Here is a 2,585-nt window from a genome sequence, read left to right on the forward strand (position 1 = left end):
TTGTATGCAATAATCACGAATAACAGGAAATTAAAAAGATTTTTATGCAGGAGAAGAAAAAGGAAACTTTAGATAGTTTCAAACAGAAAATAAAGATTTCTGTTCTAAACTTTTGCGATTGGCATCGTTGATAGTGGCACTATCATAACGTTGACACGTTAAAAAGTTTAATAAAGTTAGTAGAAAAAGACCACATTTTTTATGGGGGTTTTTCTGCTAATTTTCAAGCTATCTAAAGTTGGTTGAATCCTGCGGTTTTTTTTAGCAACTCACCTTATCGGATGATAAAATGAATAACTAAAAAAATAAAAAGCTTTTTAAAATTCTCTATCTCCAATTCGTGATGACTACGTAATTGAGATAAATTCATTATAATCAATAAATTTATACTAAATTACTGCACACAACGTCGTATAAACGCAATTAAAACGTGCGTTTATACCTATACGTTGTGAGCAATGCAAAGACAACGATGAGTAAACTAAAATTGTTTTGGAATAAATTTTGGAGTATATTTGATATTATGAATTGGATTACAAAAACCTTAAAGAGAGAAAATAATAAGTCTACATCTAAAAGAGATAGTAGCGCAAAATACCGTTCATCTGAAATTAGTAGTGGATTAGTTCGTGTTTCTCATTTGATTAAATCCAATACAAATGAAACACAAGTTGTCAAGATCGGAGATAAATACTTCAAGGTAAGAGAGCTTGGTTAACTAAATGAATATTGCCTTTACGACAATATTACTCTTCATTATCCTTGCTCCAGGATTTATAGCAAGAAAAACTTACAATTCGTCCAAATTAAGTATTAGAGTTTTAAATAAAAATGTAGTTAATGAGCTAACTTGGTCAATTATTCCTGCGTTAACTCTGCATATAATATTAATTGCCATAGTCCATAATTTTACAAGTTATTACATAGATTTTAATCAACTTGGTAATTTAATATTAGGGATTAAAGATTCCAAAGAGCTGACAAATAGTTTTGAAAAAATAGGCGAGTTCAAATACGCAATATTTTCTTATAATTTCATATTATTTTCTTTTTCATTTTTAGTTGGCTTCGGATTTAGAAAGTTAGTAAGGAAAACAAAACTTGATATTTCAATAAGATACTTTAGATTTTCAAATAAATGGCATTACATATTTTCAGGAGAGTGTTTAGATTTTCCAGATGTACCTGACAAGTATGAAGAAATAACTGATAAAATAATCAACGTTTTGTGCAGTGTTAACGGAAAAAACGTGCTTTATACAGGAGATTATTTTAACTACTATATTGACAACAATGGCGACTTAGAAGCTATACATCTTAGAAATCCTATAAGAAGGTACTTAGAGGACGACAATGCTGATAAAAGTGCTTATTATTCAATAGAAACTCGCTATTTAGTAATACCAAATTCAGACATTTTGAACATAAATTTTAGATATTTCTCAATGGTAGAAGTCAATAAAGACGAACTAAATGGAAAATATAAAATTATAGAAATACCAAAAGAACAAACCAAATAAAAAGCACAGCTCACAACACCGTATAACAAAAATAAGGGCTAAACGGCAATCCCAAAAGTAGTCGGATAAATTTCACAACGGGTAAAACCGAAAAGTAAGTTTAAGATTCCCCTTACTTCTGTTATACAAACACGTTGTAAAACATTTTGAAGAAAACCTTCGCCATACTAATATTGAGTTTTCTGCAATTAAGTTGCGGACAGAATAACAGCGAAAAGAAACAAATTGCTATTGAAGAAAAACCAATACAATATTTTATGTCTTTTAGATTGGCGGATAATGAATTAATTGAATATGATATCGACACGCTTAAAAACTTCAAGGAAGTAATAAAAATTCTGGACGAAACAGATTGTTTAAGCGAATACGCAATGTTTAAATTGGAAACTGAAGATAAAATTTATAAAATTCAACCATTACAATTTTGTGAGATTATATTTGATTACAAATTGAGGGAAATAATTTATGTAAATACCGATAGTATTACTGTAAACTACGAAGTGCAATTTCCAATAGATAGTTTAAAATTAGCTTTGACAAATCATTTATTTAACCCCAGGAATGATAGAAATTATTCCCTTACGGACGAGAAAAAGCTGATTAGCATAAATGTTGATAGCATTGAAAATATAACTCAAACAAAAAATCTACTTTTGAAATTGATTGGGGAATTAAATGCAATGGAAAATAAACCAAATTTCGACATTATTTTTGAGAATAGAGGAATATTACCGGCAACAACTATTTTGGAATAAAAACGTTTTACAACAACGCGTATAGCCAATTGCGGCTAAATACTTAATCGATATTCGATGTTTTTAGCTATATTTAATTTAAACGGACACAATCTGGCGAACCAGCCCGCAACTGTCCATACTCGAAACCGTTGTACCCAATTATAAAAACAACATTTTTCTTTCAATTGGTAAAAAATGAGCTTACTTTTGATAATATCAAATGATAGTATCACATGAAACCACCATACGAGATTACTCCTACTATTCTAAAATCCCTTACTTCAATTTCAGAAAAAATTGGTGCTATTAATGCCAATTACCTCAATAA

Annotated in this window: 3 protein-coding genes; all 3 read left to right on the top strand. The window is 29.4% G+C overall.

Annotated elements, in window-relative coordinates; all coding sequences use genetic code 11:
* Positions 1-472: 472 nt before the first annotated feature.
* The 3 genes from I6U49_RS16780 (at position 473) to I6U49_RS16790 (ending at position 2,275) form a co-directional block, all read left to right on the top strand.
* Entirely contained in the window at positions 473-718 is a 246-nt protein-coding gene (locus I6U49_RS16780; RefSeq protein WP_198629691.1) for a hypothetical protein, read from the top strand.
* A gap of 4 nt (positions 719-722) precedes the next feature.
* Complete coding sequence (locus I6U49_RS16785) at positions 723-1,520, top strand: hypothetical protein (protein WP_198629692.1); 798 nt, start codon at positions 723-725, stop codon at positions 1,518-1,520.
* A 146-nt stretch (positions 1,521-1,666) separates the two neighbouring features.
* Positions 1,667-2,275, top strand: coding sequence for a hypothetical protein (locus I6U49_RS16790; protein WP_198629693.1), 609 nt, complete (start codon positions 1,667-1,669; stop codon positions 2,273-2,275).
* Positions 2,276-2,585 lie beyond the last annotated feature (310 nt).

Source organism: Salegentibacter maritimus (assembly GCF_016236915.1).
In the GTDB taxonomy this organism is placed as follows: Bacteria; Bacteroidota; Bacteroidia; order Flavobacteriales; family Flavobacteriaceae; genus Salegentibacter; species Salegentibacter maritimus.

Bases quoted from the DNA above. Each gene is read 5' to 3' on its own strand.
- I6U49_RS16785 (WP_198629692.1), top strand. From the start codon at position 723: ATGAATATTGCCTTTACGACAATATTACTCTTCATTATCCTTGCTCCA.
- I6U49_RS16780 (WP_198629691.1), top strand. From the start codon at position 473: ATGAGTAAACTAAAATTGTTTTGGAATAAATTTTGGAGTATATTTGAT.